The 17754-nt window shown below is 35.4% G+C and carries 14 protein-coding genes; 5 read left to right on the top strand and 9 right to left on the bottom strand.

Annotated elements, in window-relative coordinates:
* Positions 1-38: 38 nt before the first annotated feature.
* On the bottom strand, positions 39-1034 hold the full coding sequence (locus HHU12_RS25945; RefSeq protein WP_169659651.1) for a C40 family peptidase: 996 nt from the start codon (positions 1032-1034) through the stop codon (positions 39-41).
* A gap of 287 nt (positions 1035-1321) precedes the next feature.
* Between HHU12_RS25945 and HHU12_RS25950 the strand changes: the two genes are divergently transcribed.
* Entirely contained in the window at positions 1322-3853 is a 2532-nt protein-coding gene (locus HHU12_RS25950; protein ID WP_169659652.1) for a muramidase family protein, read from the top strand.
* A 77-nt stretch (positions 3854-3930) separates the two neighbouring features.
* On the opposite strand, the gene HHU12_RS25955 is transcribed toward HHU12_RS25950, so the two are convergent.
* The 3 genes from HHU12_RS25955 to HHU12_RS35860 all read right to left on the bottom strand — a co-directional run bounded on the left by HHU12_RS25955 (position 3931) and on the right by HHU12_RS35860 (position 6574).
* Positions 3931-4182: an acyl-CoA-binding protein gene (locus tag HHU12_RS25955; protein WP_169659653.1), complete on the bottom strand. Its 252-nt coding sequence runs from the start codon at positions 4180-4182 to the stop codon at positions 3931-3933.
* A 128-nt stretch (positions 4183-4310) separates the two neighbouring features.
* On the bottom strand, positions 4311-4703 hold the full coding sequence (locus tag HHU12_RS25960; protein WP_169659654.1) for a DUF2147 domain-containing protein: 393 nt from the start codon (positions 4701-4703) through the stop codon (positions 4311-4313).
* A gap of 185 nt (positions 4704-4888) precedes the next feature.
* Positions 4889-6574, bottom strand: a complete 1686-nt coding sequence (locus tag HHU12_RS35860; protein ID WP_169659655.1) for a caspase family protein — start codon at positions 6572-6574, stop codon at positions 4889-4891.
* Positions 6575-6664: 90 nt separating this feature from the next.
* Here HHU12_RS35860 and HHU12_RS25970 point away from each other — a divergent pair, with 90 nt between their 5' ends.
* On the top strand, positions 6665-7393 hold the full coding sequence (locus HHU12_RS25970) for a VC0807 family protein (RefSeq protein ID WP_169659656.1): 729 nt from the start codon (positions 6665-6667) through the stop codon (positions 7391-7393).
* Positions 7394-7395: 2 nt separating this feature from the next.
* Entirely contained in the window at positions 7396-8355 is a 960-nt protein-coding gene (locus HHU12_RS25975) for an L-threonylcarbamoyladenylate synthase (protein ID WP_169659657.1), read from the top strand.
* Here the strand turns inward: HHU12_RS25975 and HHU12_RS25980 are convergent.
* The 5 genes from HHU12_RS25980 to HHU12_RS26000 all read right to left on the bottom strand — a co-directional run bounded on the left by HHU12_RS25980 (position 8347) and on the right by HHU12_RS26000 (position 16003).
* Positions 8347-10203, bottom strand: coding sequence for a sensor histidine kinase (locus HHU12_RS25980; protein ID WP_169659658.1), 1857 nt, complete (start codon positions 10201-10203; stop codon positions 8347-8349). The two genes, HHU12_RS25975 and HHU12_RS25980, sit on opposite strands and share 9 nt — an antisense overlap.
* Before the next feature lie 61 nt (positions 10204-10264).
* A complete protein-coding gene (locus HHU12_RS25985; RefSeq protein ID WP_169659659.1) occupies positions 10265-12490 on the bottom strand; it encodes a PP2C family protein-serine/threonine phosphatase in 2226 nt (741 codons plus the stop codon).
* A gap of 167 nt (positions 12491-12657) precedes the next feature.
* Positions 12658-13344 carry a hypothetical protein gene (locus HHU12_RS25990; protein ID WP_169659660.1) on the bottom strand — a complete coding sequence of 229 codons (687 nt, stop codon included), beginning with the start codon at positions 13342-13344 and terminating at the stop codon, positions 12658-12660.
* A 70-nt stretch (positions 13345-13414) separates the two neighbouring features.
* Positions 13415-14605 carry a DUF1501 domain-containing protein gene (locus tag HHU12_RS25995; RefSeq protein WP_169659661.1) on the bottom strand — a complete coding sequence of 397 codons (1191 nt, stop codon included), beginning with the start codon at positions 14603-14605 and terminating at the stop codon, positions 13415-13417.
* Positions 14606-14617: 12 nt separating this feature from the next.
* Positions 14618-16003, bottom strand: a complete 1386-nt coding sequence (locus HHU12_RS26000; protein ID WP_169659662.1) for a DUF1800 domain-containing protein — start codon at positions 16001-16003, stop codon at positions 14618-14620.
* Positions 16004-16216: 213 nt separating this feature from the next.
* On the opposite strand from HHU12_RS26000, the gene HHU12_RS26005 reads away from it, so the two are divergent.
* Together HHU12_RS26005 and HHU12_RS26010 are read left to right on the top strand one after the other, a co-directional pair.
* The gene (locus tag HHU12_RS26005; RefSeq protein WP_169659663.1) at positions 16217-16480 is read left to right on the top strand and encodes a hypothetical protein; all 264 of its coding nucleotides are present in this window, start codon (positions 16217-16219) and stop codon (positions 16478-16480) included.
* A gap of 35 nt (positions 16481-16515) precedes the next feature.
* Positions 16516-17697 carry a sigma-54-dependent transcriptional regulator gene (locus HHU12_RS26010; RefSeq protein ID WP_169659664.1) on the top strand — a complete coding sequence of 394 codons (1182 nt, stop codon included), beginning with the start codon at positions 16516-16518 and terminating at the stop codon, positions 17695-17697.
* The last annotated feature ends 57 nt before the right edge of the window (positions 17698-17754 follow it).

Genomic DNA, 17754 nt, shown 5'->3' on the forward strand with positions numbered 1-17754 from the left:
ATTTACGTAAAAGCTCACCACTTATGGTGGGCTTTTTTTTATCTCAACATGCGCTCCTGTTCCAACGTAAGAAGGCGTTTGATGAAAAATGGCCTCGATTTCCAATACCCATCCGTTAGGGGAGCTACAATAACTCCTGTACTTGTGCCACAGTGAATCATCTTCACCTGATCATTTTCGACTTTATAGATCATCCCTAGATGAGATATAGATTGATAATCGTCTGAGTTATTGGAACCAAAACAAACAATATCTCCTTCTTGAGCATTTTCAAGTGTGATTGTTTTTCCAAGCATTGCTATTCTTTTGGTGTTGTGTGGAAATTCCACTCCAAATTGCTTGTAGACATACAGTACAAAACCCGAACAGTCAAAGCCTTCATAAGGATTTACTTTTGCATATTTATAAGGTACGCCAATATAATCATCTGCTTTTTTGGCTATCAGATAAGGCGGTATATTTATATTTTCAGCTTTAAAAAAAGTCTCATAGTTCCCTTCTTGATAAGTGAATGAAAAAGGTGAAAATGATTCTTTGTCTTCTTTCACAGAACCCACTTTCACATCAGAAGTTGTTTCATTTATTTCTAAAGCAAAAACATTTTTACTCAACTGATTGATCTCACTTAATAAAACATCATTCTCGTCCTCCAATGCTTTTTTGCTAAATTCTGTCAAGAACAATGTCAGTTTTCCTTCTAAAGTAGCTAACGGTTTCTCTGATGTAGATTTTAATTTATCATACCTTATATAATGCTCAATTGATCTCTGAAGATACTTCCATTGAGCATCGGAAAACTTAGGAAAAGACTGTGCTTTAAACCAGCAAGCCCAACTCATATATTTAAAAGGATAAGCTTCGTTGTATTTCTTCTGATGTGCTTTCATTCCCTGTGCCATCACTTTATCATACTTCCCTTTATTTAAAAGTTTTTGGAGTTTTTTGTCACTTTGGGCGTGGGAAGTTAAAACGAAACCTAATAAAAAATAAAAAATGAAAATGTATTTCATAATTACCGTATTAAACTGTTCCATTTTTTACCGAATCAAAATAATGTTGATTAAATTGAATAAAAAATGAGTATTATAAGTGTTTGTATAAACAATGTAGGAATTTTTGATGGAAGAATAATACTTACGTAAGATTTTTCGACAAGGCTGAATTAGATCATAACGTTTAAATGTGAATTTTATGATTTTTAGCTAAATATTGATTGTAACTCAAAAAAAATATTGGTTTACGCTAGAGAGGAGTTACATCTTATCAAAGATAAATTACCTTATCAACCAAAGAGAAAAATAAGCAAAAACATATTGCATTTATGAAATATACGGTAGTCGCAGGAGATACTTTATATGGTATTTCAAGAAAGAATAATATATCAACCCAAGAAATATTAGCTTTAAATGGATGGTCAAGTCCTCCTCCTTTGCAAATTGGGCAAGAAATCATCGTAGGGAAAGTAACCAACAATACGCCCGCACCTAGTTCTTCTAATTCTTCGAATACCTATACAGTAGCAAAAGGTGATTCGCTATATGCTATTGGCAGAAAATACGGTGTGAGTCCTTCAGAAATTTTGACTTTAAATGGTCTGAGCCCTTCAGATGGATTGTACATAGGACAGGTTTTGAATATTCCATCAAGCGGTAGTTCAAACCAAAGTACAAGCACAAGTACAACCACAGTTACACCTTCACCTAAACCGGTAAGTAATTCTGGACAGAAGACACATACAGTCACTCAGGGGGAATCACTGTATGCTATTTCAAGAAAATACAATACCACTCCTCAAGCAATTTTGGAAGAAAATGGATTAGGTAAAAATGCTCCTATCTATATTGGACAAGAATTGACTATACCGTCAGCATCTAAGCCTACTTCCACACCTTCAAATAATACAACAGTTACAAGTACTCCTACTCCTCAAGAGAAAATTGTATATACCGTACAACAAGGAGATACTTTATATCAAATTTCAAGAAAAGTAGGCCTTAGTCCACAGCAAATTCTAGCCTTGAATGGAATGGATGCTAGTACTCCTATTTATATTGGGCAAGAATTAAAAGTAAAAGGTGTACCAAAGGTTTCCCCAGAAGTCTCCACTCCTACTCCAAATGAAACGGTTAAAACTCATACAGTACAGAGGGGTGAATCACTTTATGCTATTGGGCGAAAATATGGATGTAGCCCCGCTGAAATATTGGCGGCTAATAATATGGCAATTGATGCTACGATTTACATTGGGCAAACTTTAAAAATGCCTTCAAAATCAAACGCAAAACCTGTCGATCCTATTACGCCTCCACCGGTAGTTCGCCCGACTCCCACTCCACCTGCACCAACTACAAACTATAGAGTTTACACCGTACAATCGGGTGACTATATTTCTAAAATTGCTAAGAAATTCAATATTACACCTCAGGCATTAGTGGCAGCTAACAAGTTACCACAAGGTCGAATTTATGTCGGGCAACAGTTGATGATTCCTTCTACTTCACAACAATCCAACACTTCTCAAGGTACTACAAATTCAATCCGAGGCCAACAAGGACGTAGTATTTACCAATTGAGTAAAGTAGACGGGAAAAGCATTTTAGCTCGTGGTTTAACAGGAGCAATTGGCAGCAGTTATAAAATGGCGGCAGATGATGTGCATACGGTTCAACAACGTTTGGTTCAACTGGGCAGTTTATCTAGCATTCATAATGAAAATGCTCAGTCTCTTGCTCAAAGATATGGAGGTTCAGTTCCAGGAAATGCAATTCCTAAGACACTGGCTGCTATCAAAAACCTTCAGAATAAATATAGATTGAATTGGTGGGTAGAATCACCTGCAAGGGTTCAAATGATGGGTACCAATGTCTTCAAATATGGAGAGATTCAACCTAATGATATCACTTTTAAATTCTTAAGAGAATTCACGAAGTTCAAACTCCAATTCCCTCATCCAATTACCGGAAATACAGAAGTGGCTGAGTTTACCAACTTTGTAAGAAGCGGTTATAATCAGTATTATGATGGAGTCGGTTATGTCGGGAAATCATTACCATCCAATGTACCTCTTAAAGTATATACGGATGTTGGTTTATCAACTACTCTCGCACAAGCAATGCAAGTTGTTTCTAGTCATGAAGGTAATTTTGATGCTATTAATAGCTACGACAAAGCATTTTTCTCTTATGGCTTTATTCAATTTGCAGGTGGTGGAAGAGGTTTGGCACCGGTTATTGCAAGAATGAAAGTAAGTCAGCCGGCATTATTTAAGGCAATCTTCCAATCGGCAGGTATTGATGTGACTTATACCACAAGAAATAACGATATTCATCAAGGTGAACTGATTATTCAATTCCCTAATGGACAAACTTTAAAAGGGATTGAAGCTGAAAAAGCACTCCGTGGAGATCATCAGTTATATGGTCCATTTATCAGAGCGGCCTTCCATCCTGATTTGATTAAGGCACAAATCGAGCAATCGGTAAAGGCTTATGCTAAACCAGCTTTGGGTATCAAACTGAATATTCAGACTAGTGGTTTTAGATCTAGTACTGTTCCGTTGACCGATTTTATTAATTCTGCCATGGGATTAGGTTTTGCTATCGACATGACGGTAAATAAATGGATTGTCAAAACAGGACAAATGTTCTCTGATGCGATTAATACTATTGCCCGTAAAAGAGGATATGCTTCTTATGAACAATTGGCTTTGATTGATGAAAGAGAAGTAATACAAGAAATTGTAAACAAAGAAGGCCCTGGAGATAAAAGGGTTGCTGACCGTGGAAACAGCATGATGAAATCTGGATTAAGCTTTGCCAAAAGCCCCTCAAAAGGCAGTGGCATGATTGCTTAAATTCACCTGAGATATAAAAAAAGTGAGGCTGTAACGACCTCACTTTTTTTTGTGTTTGTATTTTAGAAGAGAATTAACTAACCCTCCAATTGATTTACAAGTGTGATATATTGCGACTCCGCAGAATCCGCAGAAGTACCTTCAATTTTTTTCCATGCATCCCATTTCGCATTTCCTTTAAAATCAAAACCTCCTGGTCTTTCTGTGTTCACGTCTCCTTCTGTTGCTTGCTTATAAAAAGCATACAGTTTTAATAGATCATCATTTGATGGTCTCTCTGATAATTGATTGACTCTTACTTGTGCGTCTTTAAAAGCATCTGATGCCATAGTGTATAGGTGTTGTTTATGTTGATGAAAAGTATAAAAATAAAGCAATTGAGCAGTTCTATCTATAGAACAAAATAAATCACAATAATGCTCCCTCTTTTTCTAATTCATCGGTTTATATAAAAAAATTAATCATTCACTCTCGTCCAAAGTTCTGTTCTACCAAAAAGCTTGATCCCAACATAGCCTCTCATTTTAAGAACATTTGGTCCTGTACTTTGAATACTGCCACTATAGGTTTTTCCCGAATCTGGATCATAGACTTCACCACTTTCCCAAGTGCCGTTTCCTTTGTATTCAAAATCCGTCAGAATATACATATCTTCCAATAAACGTTCTCTTAAAGACTTATCAGGATTCAATTTATCAATCCTTGGACCTCCATCTTCCTCTTTATCTCTTTCCATCCACACTATTCGTCCTTGTGCTTTTCCAGCATCATCAATTTCAATGGCAACGTGTGCATCTTTCAAGCCCGTAAGCCAAACGCCTTCGATAAAATCTTGTTGAGAATCAGTCATAATTTGTGTTTAATTAAGTGTATTAAAAGAATGTTTATTCACTTTTTAAATGTAACAAAAAAAATGAACCGATGCTAAATGAATTTAAATTTTTCATTCGCATCGGTTCATTATTCATTTTCAATGACAGCTATTACCTCAAGATTTCAAACAATTTTTACGTTTCATCTACTGTCAAAATGATATTATTTTCTGATAAAGATAAACCCTCCTCCTTCATCACCAGTTTGATTGATCACACCAAACTGCGGTACGTTTTCACTATTGTTCATGACCGCTACTCTAAAGCTATCAAACAATGATCTAGCACTGATGTATTTCTCTTGATTACTAATCAATCTCTTCTGAAGATATTTCACAAAAACACTTTCATCCGGCACTTCTTTCAACGTTCCTGAAGTCATGGCTTTTCTTGAAGGAAGTTCTTCTAACGCTTTAATAGACTTATCTGCCCCATCGAAAGCCGCTCTTGTTTTAAAAATTGAACCGGAGAAACAAGCATCTGAAATCAATAATACGTGCTTTGCTTTAAATGACGCTACATATTCTTTTATCGTTGAGTTTCTCACCCAATTTGCTGTACTTTTTGCTTTAGCATCTGATGGCAACCAATACCCTGCCTTACGTCTTTGATCCCAATGACCATGACCTGCATAGAAAATCAGAATATGATCATTTTCAGTCGACTCCTCCATCATTGCATCAAAAGTCTCTATCAAGTTCTCTCTTGTTGGGCTCAATAACAATTTCACATCCTCTTTTTCGAAAGCGTAATACGTCGTCAATATTTCTTCCAATGAAGCGGCATCTTTTTCAGGATTGTCCAAACTGGCAATTTTCCCATCATTGTACGCATTGATCCCTATGATGATAGCTTTATACTTTGGTTCTGGTACAAAATCTTTGATATCAAAACCTAAATCTGAGAAGGAAGAAACTTTTGAAGGTTTTTTAGATGGAGATGTTTCCTCTTTTTTTGTTTCATCAGCTTCAGTAGCACTGTCTGTATTTCTACTTAATGCAACTTCCTTCTTCACTTCAGTTTTCACCTCTATTACTTTATTCAAAGGAATCTCCATTAATTTTCCATCCTTTGAAAAATACGCTTTCTGACTCACACCATCTATACAAGGTGGATGATTCAACTTACTCTGATTGATGGATAAAACAGGTTCAGGATCTGACCATGTGCCGTCGTCATTCTTTTTGGCCATCATCACATCATAATCAAAACTCTCATCACTGATTTTTGAGGTAAACATCAACGTTTTACTATCAGGAAGAATTCTTGGTTCTTTCTCACTGTATAAATTAATTCCTTCTGGAAGCTGTACAGGTTCTCCCCATTTCCCATCTTTATCTAGTTCTGAATAGTACAACGCATACTTCAAATCTGTAGGATCTGAGACGTTATTTAAACGAGAAAAATACAGTCCTTTTCCATCCTTTGTCAAAGAAGGATACATTTCATAGCCACTTGTATTTACCTTTCCTTCTATTTTTTGAGGTTTCCCTAATCGGCGTCCCCATCGTTTCATTCTGTAAATATCACTCCCAGAATTTTTCCCTTTTGCCGAAAAATAAATCCAACGGCCATCATAACTGATCATCGGTCCTGTAGGGTAAGGAAGGTCTTTAGGCAACACCAAAGAAGTAGGTGGCATAAATTTACCATCAATTTTGTTTGACAGGTGGAATGTAAATCCTTCTTTCGTTTCTCTTGCAAAAAGAAGTACTTTTCCATCGGAAGTTATGCTTGGAAAACGCTCGTCTCCCTCCAAATCAAATGAAGGTGGGAACTGTGACTGAGCATTTGCTCCTATTGCACTAAAAAATAGGAGTAAAAAAAGTAAAATTTGACGACTATTCACAATGCGTATTTTCAATGGTTTTTTTATTCTGTATCTTTGTGAGATTTTATTTCAATATAAAGAAGTAAACAAACTTCATACCTCAAAAAAATGCAATTAGAAAAAAAACAAAAGAAAAAGGAATCACCCGTAGTAAGTCTCTTATTAAATATTGTTATTCCTTCACTTGTGATGAGCAAGTTGAGTGATCCTGAGTACTTAGGAGATTTATATTCAGTGCTTATTGCCATTGCTTTTCCTCTTGTATACGGTATCTATGATTTTGTGGCCCGAAAGGACATCAGTATCATTGCTGTATTAGGTTTATTTAATGTAGCACTAACGGGAGGGATTAAACTTCTGCATTTACCTGCTGAGTATATTGCAATAAAAGAGGCAATGATTCCTGGTGTGATTGGAGTGATTGTTTTTGTCTCAACTTTTACGAAATATCCTCTAGTACAGAAATTATTATATAATGAGAACTTCTTGGATGTTAAAAAAATTGAGACACAGTTAAAATTCAGAAATACAGGCGAACTTTTTGAGAAGCGCTTAAAAAATACATCTTTCATGTTGGCAGGCTCTTTCTTTTTGTCTTCTGCATTGAACTATATTTTAGCAAAAGTGATTGTAAAAAGTAGTTCTGATACTGTAGAATTCACAAAAGAACTCGGACAAATGACGGCATGGAGCTGGGTTGTCATCGCTATCCCTTCTACCATCGTGATGATGGGTGCTTTGATGTACCTCATCAAAGGTGTAAAAGCTTACACAGGGTTCGAAATGCAAGAAGTGCTTGTAGGTTTTGAGGAAATTGAAAAAGAGAAAGAAAAATAAAGATGGCCTTAATTGATCATTCAATAGAGAAAGCAAAAGAAATATTAGACAGTGGTCAACTAATAGGACTGCCCACTGAAACGGTATACGGTCTTGCTGGCAATGCACTGGATCAGAAGGCGGCTTCTATGATTTTTGAAGCAAAAGAACGCCCTAGCTTTGATCCTCTTATTGTTCACAGTAATTCGCTGGAACGTTTAAGACCTTATATCTCTGAGCTGCCACCACAAGCCGAAAAATTAGCCGATGCTTTTTGGCCAGGCTCTTTGACAATGGTGTTGCCTAAGTCAGATCAGATTCACGATCTTATCACAAGTGGATTAGATACTGTGGCTGTTCGTGTTCCAAATCATGAGCTTACTTTATCTCTTTTAGCTTCACTTGATTTCCCTGTAGCGGCGCCAAGTGCCAATAAATTTGGGTATATCAGCCCCACAACAGCACAACACGTACAAGATGGATTAGGTGAGTTGATCCCTTATATTCTTGATGGTGGAGCTTGCAACGTAGGTGTAGAGTCAACAATTGTTGGTTTTCCTGATGGTGTACCTACAATTTATAGAAAAGGAGGAATTCCAGTTGAAGAAATTGAAAAAGTAATTGGTCCTGTTAAGGTCAATGCTCAATCTTCTTCTCAGCCAAAAGCTCCTGGAATGTTGCACAGACATTATGCTCCTAATGCAACACTTTTACTGGGTGACATTAAGGCCCTATTAGAAGAGCATAAAGGAAAAGATGTGGTTACACTTTCGTTAAAAACAAAATTTGATGAGCTTCCAGAAGACAAACAGTTTGTCCTTTCAAAAGATGGTGATCTGAAAGAAGCCGCTCAGAATTTATTCAAATATTTAAGAGAAATAGATCAGCTTGGTCCTCAGTTTATTCTTAGCGAATGGATGCCAGAAGAAAGTCTGGGCAGAGCGATTAACGATAGAATCAAAAGAGCAGCATCCTTAGGATAGCTGCTCTTGCTTTATTGTCTTATTTTCTTCCTCTTCTATCATGATGTCAAAAAGTACGGTACACCTGGTTCCAATTCCTTCTTGAGAATCAATAAAGAGTTTTGCATTATTTCTCTTTACAAAGTCCTGAACAAGGATCATCCCTAAACCAACTCCTTTTTCTCTAGCAGTACCCTTCTTAGAGAACTGTACCATTGGATCAATGAGTTTTTTCAGTTCTACCTCATTCATACCGATACCATTATCCGTAATCGTTACTTCCAACTTCCCACCTCTTTCCATTGCGGAAACGCTTATCATTCCTTTACCATTTGCAGAGGTAAATTTCAATGCATTGGACAAAAGATTTCTGATGACGCAATCGATACTGTTTTTATCAATTTCAACAAAATAATCTCCTTCTACTTCTGAAACCAACTTGATCTTTTTGTCGATTGCATTAGGCTGCAGTAAATCGATATTTCTGTTGATAATCTTAGATATATTATTTTTCTGAATATCAAATTTGATAGCATCAGAAGCAGACCTTGACCATGAAAGGAGGTTTTCCATTAATGCCATCATGTTTTTCATAGAATTCAGCATATCCTTTGATAAATTCTGAATCTCATCTGGCGTAAAAGCATTCGATCTTTCCATCAATAATTTCAGGAATCCGATCTGTGTATTAATAGGTCCTTTTAGGTCATGGGAAATAATAGAGAAAAATTGATCTTTCACTCTGTTACTTTCCATCAATTTCTTTTTAGAACTCTTCAATTTACGATTACCTTGTTCCAATTCCGCAAATTGATTTTGAATCATTTCATACATCTCTTGAAATGAATCTGCCAGTGCCGCTACTTCCCTTGTTGGTTTTCTTAATTCTTTAAAATCAACATCATCTCCTCTGGCAACATAACCATTTTCTATTATTTTACGTGTTTTATCCTGCAAAACAGTGATAGGCATTGATACGCGAGAGGCTGTATAATAACCTATGATCACAGTAAACAAAACAGCGGCTAATGACACCAAAAGATAGGAAAGCTTTACCCTCCACATCAAGGAAATAAATCTTCTTGACACTTCTGTACTCAATGAATCAAACTCCGACTCAATATAGGAAGCTGTACTGTTTAATTTTCCCTTTAATCCTTCAGTATTGGTTTTACCTAGCTTATAATAGATTAAAACGATTTCATTATAAGCCGATAAATAATCATCCACTGCTTTGATCAAATGTTTATTTTTTTGAGGATGCATTTCAAGTTCCTGCTGTAATTGTCCGGCAGATTTATTGATTTCAAGCACAAACGAAGTTTTGGGATCTAAAAGATATTTCATCCCATTCAACTGCATATGATCAAAAAGCTGCATATGACTCACACTGTTCAGTTTACTGAGCACTTCGGCATTTGCATACATCTTTCCATACAAACCAGTTGTATCAGAACCCAAGTCTTTTTTTGCTTCCATCAGATTAACCACCTGAGCATTATAACGGTCAATCAAGCTGTCAATAAACAGCAAGTGAGGTTCTAATTCCCAATCTTGTATCTGATCATGATTCAGTAATTTATCAATACTCACTGAAACAAGGTGAACCCTGTTACTCCTTTTATTTACAAAATCATTTAAAGAAATCTCGTTATAGTAGTTTGAAGAAAGGTCATTTGAAATATCAGTAGCGTCTCTTTTAATTAAATCTAACACACTAACTTCTAGATGCATTAACCATGCTTTCACCTGATCCAGTTCCTCACTTCTATGAATATATTTATAAGTAATAAATGAGATACAGCTGAATAATACTGAAAAGGAGATAAATACAGTAAGAATTCGGCCTCTTAAACTTCCATTATTCATAATCGTTGGTTAGTTTACTTTACTCCGCTATAAGATAACTATTATTCTAAGGATTCCCAATTCAAATCAGCTTAAGCCCCAATATTGAGGCATCATCCTTTTGATCAGCTTCTCCTTTCCACTCTATAAAAGTCTTCTCTATATATTCTTTCTGTGTATTGAGGTCCTCAGAGTGAACATCAATCAGTAATTCCTTTAGTCTTTTTTGCGTAAACAACTCTTCTTCATTATTATTTTGATGAATCATGCCATCTGAGAACAAATATAATAACGCATTTTTGACCCTATTTAATGGAATATAATGTGTATTAGCAATAAATTGACCTTCAGAATTGTAAGTTTCTCCTATTAATTCATCACCAATAAGTTCTTCAAAATTATCATCACGAAGCACAAAAATAGCTTGATTCAAACCTGAAAACTCAAGCATTTGCTTTTGACGGTCCCAAACACAAACTGAAAGCTTGATTCCTTTCTCAAAGATCAAGTTTTCTGACTTTGTAATCTCAAAAATATTTTTGTGAATCGCCTCTAGTATTCTACTTGCAGATGCCAATCGTTTCACATTTACCACCTCATTGATAATAGAAGTAATGACCATTCTACTCAAAGCAGCCTTGATACTATCCTTTCCGGTATCGCCCAAAAAGAAGAAAACACGGCTATCTCTTTCGTAAGTACAGATAAAATCACCCGAAATTTCTTCTTTCGCTTTATGAATATGGAAATAACTTTCTAATGATAAATGATAAAGACTGCTGTCATACATCCCTAACTTCAGCGTTTTCTTCACTGACTTATAATGCGTGTTTATGACTTGTTCTAGTTCCAGAATTTTATCATTTGCAACCTTATTCTCAGCGGTAAGTTGATGTTCCTTTGACGTTAAAGACTCATTCTGTTTGTGCTGTTGACTCACGATTGTTGTACTATCAGAAAGCTTTTTTTCCATTTCCCTTTGTACTTCATGAAGTCTTTTCACTTCAGAACCAATGATATCCATTTTTTGGAGCATATCATTAGTAATCCCTTTCTCCTCAAAATTCATATAATTGAACGTCAATGGCTTCTCTGCCAAATCATCTAAAGCATTTTTCAAAGCATAAATAGGTTTCGCTAATCTTCTACCTCCATAAATCACCCCCAATAAAAAGAAAATACCAATGATCAATAGCAAAGCATTGAGGTAAAACCTCACTTTATACCATTCCGCAAAAGCTTCATCTTTTCCCCATTCCACAACCACTCTCCAATCAATTCCATCACTTTTCAACCAATGCGTCATAAAAATTGCATTCAGGCCATTAACTGAAACTCCTTCAGAAAGTGCCATAATGTTGTTATTACTCATCATTGTGATTTCTTCAGGCACTTCTAATAGACCAATAATAGAGTTTTCTTTCTTGGCTTTGCTCAATTCTTTTTCACTTACCCCTTGTTGAGATAACCTCAACAGCACTTCACTTGGGTTTTTATTAAATGACCTGATAGAGGATCTTAATTTCCCATCTTTACCAATCAGATAAATATCTACTGTTTCAGATTTCTCTACGTTGTTTAATTGAGCATTTAAATCCCATTTCCTCGCATCATAGACATAAAGCAAGTAATGCGATTTTCCTTTAGTATGAGGTACTTTTGAAAGAAGAAAAACTCTCTTACCCACATTCAGAAAATTAGCAAGATCAATCCACTGCATTGTCTTATTTTGCAAAAGCTTTACTTGATTTGGTAAGCTTAAAGCCTCTAAACCTACACCACTGATGGGTTTTCCTGTCAGTTCTTTTCTTTTAGATGAAGCTAATATTTTTTCTTTATCCATTAAAATCACCTCTTCAACATCAGCTATCTTTTGGAAATGTTCTAGGTGATTAATCAAGACCGGAATTACCTTTTTCTTTCGTTTTGCCGTTTTATCCAGATAATACTGCAATACTGATTGAAGGGAGTCGCCATTATTTTGCTGATAAAAAGAAGACGTTTGCACCTTCTTCCATTCTTTTGAAGTCAGTTCCTTATCTGTAATACTTGAATACAGTTGATCTATTTCAATAATATCCTCCACGTTCAGAGTTTCTGAAAGCAACGTTGCTGTTCGCTCTTCATTGTTAACGGTTTTACTGAGATAATCAGCAATCGCCAACGTCACATCTTCCATTCTTTCTTCTACAGCTTTGTTTTCGAAACGCGTCAGAATGCTATTTACAACAACAACTAAGACAAAAAGGGCAAGGATTACTATTGTAAAAAAATAAGAAAATATACTTGATTGTATCTTTCTAAACATAGGATTTATTTAATCTGTTAATTCTTTTTTATAAAAATAATCAATTCTTTTTCACAATTAAACATATTAGTTACATAAAAGTTTATTGTGCTGCATTATTCAATAATTGACATAAAAAAAGGTGACCTTATCGATATAAAGCCACCTTTTCACTTCCTTCAAAAGGATTATTTTTCTTCGATCTCAATCATTTTGATTTTGATTTCGTTCTTACCGTCTTGCATTTTAAACTCATCATCAGAATTTCTCTCAATGACCTGTTTCACAACTTCTCCACTTTCAAGGGTAACATCAGCTTCAATGTATGTTTTGTCATCATCTATAGAGACATTCATTGAATTAATATTTTTCACCTTTTCATCGTATTCATCAGCCACTGCTTTTTCAATTTCAGATCTAAATAAATGATCATGCTTTTCTTCAGCAGTTTCTCCGGTTTTATTTATTTTAATCACTTTTGTACGCGATGTATCAGATTGTGATATATTTATATCCACCTCTTCATCTATCGTCCAATTGACATTCAAATCAATATCTTTTGTGAAACTTTTTACAATCTTTTCCATTTCTTGGTTAGAAAGGGATACTGTTCTTTTTTCCGTTTCACCATTTTTCAGCTTCACCTCTCCTTCCAAAAGAATACCTTTTTCATCACTATTTATCTTGATCTCATCAACAGCAACCACATCATTCCCAAAACGTTTTTTGACGTCAGGAATAAAAGCTGGAGCATTGAATTCAATGGCCGTGGATAAATCTTTTTCTACATTTACTTTTGAAGTATCATCACAACTTGAAAAAAAGATGGAAATGATGGCGAGAAGCGAAATGTAAAATTGTTTTTTGCAATTCATAACTGTAATCATAGCTGTTAGCAAATGTTTTACAAATAAGTAATAATTTCAGAAATGAACAACTAATCACTTAAACCAGTCTCAAGGTATTAATCTTTTTTGACAAAATTTCCGAACTACTAACATTCAACCAGTGATCTAAAAGGTCAGCGTAAATACTTCTAAAATCGACGGAATAAATTAAATCTCCTTGATATAAATTTGACAAATCAGGATTTTCATTCACAATCCCTTTCTGTTGCAGATCCTTACCAATCAAAAAGACATTATTCGCAGCTCCATGATCTGTACCTTTAGAGGCATTTTGGGACACTCTTCTGCCAAACTCTGAAAAAGTCATAATCACAGTATCTTCAAAATTACCGCTCTTTTCCAGCTCTTTTACAAAAGCCGCAACTGAATCGGAATAATCTTTCAGTAGTCTACTTTGTTGCGTTTTCTGATTTACGTGGGTATCAAAACCGCCCAATGAAGCATAAAATACTTTGGTATGAATTCCTGATTTGATCAACTCTGAAATACTTTTCAAACTTTTGCCCAGATAAGAGTTAGGAAAATCAATTTTGGATTTATAAATTTTGCTCTTCTCATAAATATATTCGGCAGATTGATTGGCTTCTGCAAGCGTTTTATAAAGGTAGCCCTTGTTATGCTCGTCAAGTGATTCTTTTTTGACTTCCTTTGCCAATTTATCAAATTGACCTACTTTCAAGCTATTATAAAAAGTATAAGGCTGATCAACAGCTACACCTTTCATATTTACGCCTTTCAATGCTAATGAAAGTGTATTATCATATTCGATGACTGAATCTACACTTTTGCAATAAGAATCGAGATATCTTCCAAGCCATCCAGTTTGAATGTATTCATCGCTATCAGAAGCTGTATGCCATATGTCCATACTTCTGAAGTGAGAACGGTTTGGATTCGGATAGCCTACATTATTGATCACAGAAACGTATCCTTTATCATACAAATCTGCTATCCCTTTCATATTGCCATTGATACCCAAATCATTGTCCAATTTAATGACATCAGACGCCTTTAACGACAAATTAGGCCTAGCTTTATGGTATAAATCATCCAAGTAAGGAACAACAGTATTCAAACCATCATTTCCCCCTGAAAACTGAATAATCACTACTCTTTTTCCTTCAAATGAAGCTTTATCACCACCCAATGTCTGTTGAAGAAACATGGGTGTAAATAATGTTCCTGCTGTTAAAAATGAGGAATTTTTAATAAAATCTCTTCTGTTCATAGTCACAAAAAATTAACAAAGTTGATATTCGGGTAAAGACAATATTTGTATCATCTTATCTTTAAAATTGGTCAATTGATTTTCGGAGATATATTGCTTTCCTTCATCAGAAAGTTCTCCTCTTATCATCAATTCCACTAAAGAGCATTTCTTATCTTCATAATGCTCTTTCTCGATCTTATCCCAGTCAATCTCACATTGAAATTTTCTGTACTGTTTCATTCTCCTTCTATCTTCCATCGGATCTTGATCATAATCCTCTTTATACGCCAATGGTATTTCCCCATTATTCAATAAAGCTGAAGGAAGTCTTAAACGTTGTGCCAATCTTGAAGCATCTATCCAGCTTTTATCGCCAGGCCATCCAGCCACATTTGGAGGGTTGTAAAGTACCTGATCAAGGTTACGCTGAAGGATCATCCACGACTTTCTGTTTTTAGGTGATAAATCAAATTGCTTCTTCATTGTCACCATCAATTCTATCGGGCTTTTGATCTTGACCCCAATATTTTTCTCCTGATAAAACCATGAAGAATTAAAGATATAGGCCATTGTTTTACCAATATCATAATTAGTATCGTATAGCTTATCCGCTACTTCCTGCACCCTTTTTTCTTCAGGAACTGGATTCACAAAATATTTATAGATTTTATGTGAAATAAAGTAGGCGCATTCTCTTTTTTCAAGGATTAAATCAATCACATCCTCCCCTCCAAAATTTCCAGTTTTACCGAAAACTGTTTTCTCCCCATCGTCATGCCTTTTATTGACCACTTTGAAATTAAGATTCCGGTCTGACACCCAACCTGTAAAACATCTTGCTATTTCCTTTACATCTGCTTCGGTATAGCCATTGTCTCTCCCTAAAGTGAAAAGCTCACACAACTCTCTTGCAAAGTCTTCATTGGGCTTTCTTTTATTATTCTGCTTCAAATGCAAATAATCAATCATACCCCTCGACTGAGAAACTCCCATTAACAGTGATTTGAAATCTCCAAGTCCTTTCATTCTCAGTGTATCTGTATATTGAATAGCGATATAGGGATTACGAATTCGACAAGCGAAGTGACCATGCCAGAACAAAGCCATTTTTTCTACCAGATCGCACTCTCCTGTTTGCATTTGATCTATCCAGTTCAGCAACACTTTCTGAGTGTTCTGATTTCTAGTTTTTTGTTTTTCCCTTTTCTCATCGGCTGACATCATTTTCATCTCTCCATAGTTTGGCATCCCTTCTTCTAAAGGTGGCAGATCGACCTCCAATGGTTTCAATTGTGAAAGATCAAGAAGGGGAGAAACAAAATCTTTATTAGAAAGTAAATGATCGGCTCTACTTCTAGTAAGCCCAAAGCCCGCTCTGGAATAGAGGTGTAATAGTTTTTTATAAGTTTTGTTCATAAGATAGTGATTATAAGTAGTTAACTCCTATTATTTCATCCATTTCAAAATAGACCTGAAGATAAATAATGTGTTTTTATTGCTATTACAAGCTAATAAATAATTAAATTAAAACTTATTTTTTTTCATATTTTAATCTTCAGACAATCATAGATAATGTATATTTGACGTTGAGAACAAATTAGATGTTATTTTTTATTAATTTGATTAGAAATGAGAAGAAATTTCAACGCTTATGGAGCAGATTTAGCCTCCTTAATAGAAGATCTTGAAAAGCAATGTTTACATTTTCAAAAGAATATCTCTTCTCAAAGTCTTGAAATAGCTATTTTATCTCCTACTGGAAAAAAAGAGCTGCAATTAATGGAATCTGCAAAGCTGATGGATATCCTTGCAAAACATTTTGAAGATTCAGAAATGGATTTTGAATTTGGAAGCTGTGAGGGTAATGAATACTGTGTTGATGTTAACTGGTAATTAAGAGCATATAATTATTTTTAAGTAAAACTATCATGGGAAAAAAAATTCTAATCATCGATGACGAACAAAGTATTCGTTATACCCTGAGAGAAATATTAGAATTCGAAAACTACGATATTGACGAAGCGAAGGATGGAGAAGAAGCTCTTGAAAAGTTAGTCGTTAATAACTATGACGTTGCTTTATGTGATGTGAAAATGCCTAAGAAAGATGGCATTGAAGTACTTACAAAAGCAATGGAGATGGGAAAGGCTCCTCAATTTATAATGATCTCTGCACATGCAAATATTGATATTGCTGTTGATGCTACTAAAAAAGGTGCCTTTGATTTCATTTCAAAACCACCCGATTTAAATAGACTTCTACTAGCAATCAGAAATGCTTTGGACAAATCTTCTTTGGTACAGCAAACCAAAGTATTGAAGAAGCAGGTTGCTAAGAAATACGATATTATTGGAGAATCTGAAGCAGTGGTGCATATGAAAGATACCATTGAGAAAGTTGCTCCTACTGAAGCTAGAGTGCTTGTAACAGGACCTAACGGTGCTGGTAAAGAATTAGTAGCTCGCTGGATTCACGGCAAAAGTCCTAGATCAAAGCAATCTTTGGTGGAGGTAAACTGTGCGGCGATTCCTTCTGAGTTGATCGAAAGTGAATTATTCGGTCACGAAAAGGGCTCATTTACATCGGCTCACAAACAACGTATAGGCAAGTTTGAGCAAGCCAATGAAGGTACGCTTTTCTTGGATGAGATTGGTGACATGAGCCTTTCTGCTCAAGCTAAGGTGTTAAGAGCATTGCAGGAAAACAGAATTACAAGAGTAGGTGGTGATAAGGAAATCAAAGTCAATGTTAGAGTTGTAGCGGCAACCAACAAGGACTTGAAAGCCATGATCAAATCTGGCGATTTCAGAGAAGACCTTTACCACCGTTTGAGTGTAATCGTAATTAAAGTTCCTTCGCTTGCTGACAGAAAAGAGGATATACCTTTATTGATCCAGAAATTCTTAAAAGATATTGCTGGTGAATACGGAAAACCTCAAACTAAAATTACTGAGGAAGCTTTAGAAAAAATGAAAGAGCCCGAATGGACTGGTAATATCAGAGAACTTAGAAACGTCGTCGAAAGATTGACAATTATGAGTCCTACTGAGATCACAAAGGAAGACGTAGAGCGTTATATAGTTACCCCATCAAAATGGACTGCAATCTAAATTAATAATTAAGTAAATTGCAGTGTTATGAAAAGTAAAAGAAAATTCACCTCAGAA

The sequence above is a fragment of the Flammeovirga aprica JL-4 genome, assembly GCF_012844305.1.
In the GTDB taxonomy this organism is placed as follows: domain Bacteria; phylum Bacteroidota; class Bacteroidia; order Cytophagales; family Flammeovirgaceae; genus Flammeovirga; species Flammeovirga aprica.

Coding starts and splice junctions, on each gene's coding strand:
- HHU12_RS25945 (WP_169659651.1), bottom strand. CDS start 1,034: ATGGAACAGTTTAATACGGTAATTATGAAATACATTTTCATTTTTTAT.
- HHU12_RS25950 (WP_169659652.1), top strand. CDS start 1,322: ATGAAATATACGGTAGTCGCAGGAGATACTTTATATGGTATTTCAAGA.
- HHU12_RS25955 (WP_169659653.1), bottom strand. CDS start 4,182: ATGGCATCAGATGCTTTTAAAGACGCACAAGTAAGAGTCAATCAATTA.
- HHU12_RS25960 (WP_169659654.1), bottom strand. CDS start 4,703: ATGACTGATTCTCAACAAGATTTTATCGAAGGCGTTTGGCTTACGGGC.
- HHU12_RS25970 (WP_169659656.1), top strand. CDS start 6,665: ATGCAATTAGAAAAAAAACAAAAGAAAAAGGAATCACCCGTAGTAAGT.
- HHU12_RS25975 (WP_169659657.1), top strand. CDS start 7,396: ATGGCCTTAATTGATCATTCAATAGAGAAAGCAAAAGAAATATTAGAC.
- HHU12_RS25980 (WP_169659658.1), bottom strand. CDS start 10,203: ATGAATAATGGAAGTTTAAGAGGCCGAATTCTTACTGTATTTATCTCC.
- HHU12_RS25985 (WP_169659659.1), bottom strand. CDS start 12,490: ATGTTTAGAAAGATACAATCAAGTATATTTTCTTATTTTTTTACAATA.
- HHU12_RS25990 (WP_169659660.1), bottom strand. CDS start 13,344: ATGAATTGCAAAAAACAATTTTACATTTCGCTTCTCGCCATCATTTCC.
- HHU12_RS25995 (WP_169659661.1), bottom strand. CDS start 14,605: ATGAACAGAAGAGATTTTATTAAAAATTCCTCATTTTTAACAGCAGGA.
- HHU12_RS26000 (WP_169659662.1), bottom strand. CDS start 16,003: ATGAACAAAACTTATAAAAAACTATTACACCTCTATTCCAGAGCGGGC.
- HHU12_RS26005 (WP_169659663.1), top strand. CDS start 16,217: ATGAGAAGAAATTTCAACGCTTATGGAGCAGATTTAGCCTCCTTAATA.
- HHU12_RS26010 (WP_169659664.1), top strand. CDS start 16,516: ATGGGAAAAAAAATTCTAATCATCGATGACGAACAAAGTATTCGTTAT.